The sequence below is a fragment of the Carboxylicivirga litoralis genome, from assembly GCF_025499605.1.
GTDB classification, from domain to species: domain Bacteria; phylum Bacteroidota; class Bacteroidia; order Bacteroidales; family Marinilabiliaceae; genus Carboxylicivirga; species Carboxylicivirga litoralis.
Window position 1 is genome coordinate 1 of the sequence record NZ_JAFMVC010000119.1, and the last position, 608, is coordinate 608.

1 protein-coding gene is annotated in these 608 nt (G+C 40.3%); it reads right to left on the minus strand.

Annotated features, from left to right (window positions below):
* The coding region (locus J1N10_RS21020) for a hypothetical protein (protein WP_262328688.1) at window positions 1–608 on the minus strand (608 nt) is incomplete at both ends.

The following is a 608-nucleotide window of genomic DNA, read 5'->3' on the forward strand; positions in this document are numbered from 1 at the left end:
GCCGGAGTAACACCATAGTCATCCACTATCTTTTTCAGCTTCGTGTACAATGAATCCGGAACTTCAAACTTGCAAGTACCATTCATATCCTTGTAGGTCTTAATCAAGTCATTGCTGATACTTTTTATTTCAGAGGCGTACTTGCTTGTTTTGCGGATGGTCTTTTCGGTAGCTGCCTTTTGAATCACCTTATACAAAAGCGATACCTGACGTTCTGTAACCTTCTTATTGTGGAAGTTCAGATAACGCCTGATTACCTTAATCTCCAACGGCATTAAATCAACCTCGATGGGTTTTCGTTGTGCTTTTTTGGGTGCTGCCGTTTTCTTTGTTGCTGTTCGTTTTGGTGCAGCTTTCTTGGTCACATTTTTTGTCGATTTTTGTGACGAAGCGGTCTTCTTCTTCGCTGGTACTCTCTTAGGTGCAGGGCTTTTCTTTTCAGAATCCTTTAGGTAAGGTTCAACGATTTTGAAATGATTATCCAACATCTCTTTAATGTCCTTATCCTCATTGTAGAAATCGGCAAATGAATCGAACTCTTTATGTGCTTCCTGTGCTGCTTCCGGCAACTTTTTGAAGTCAATATTTTTGGTGGCTTCCTTGTAATT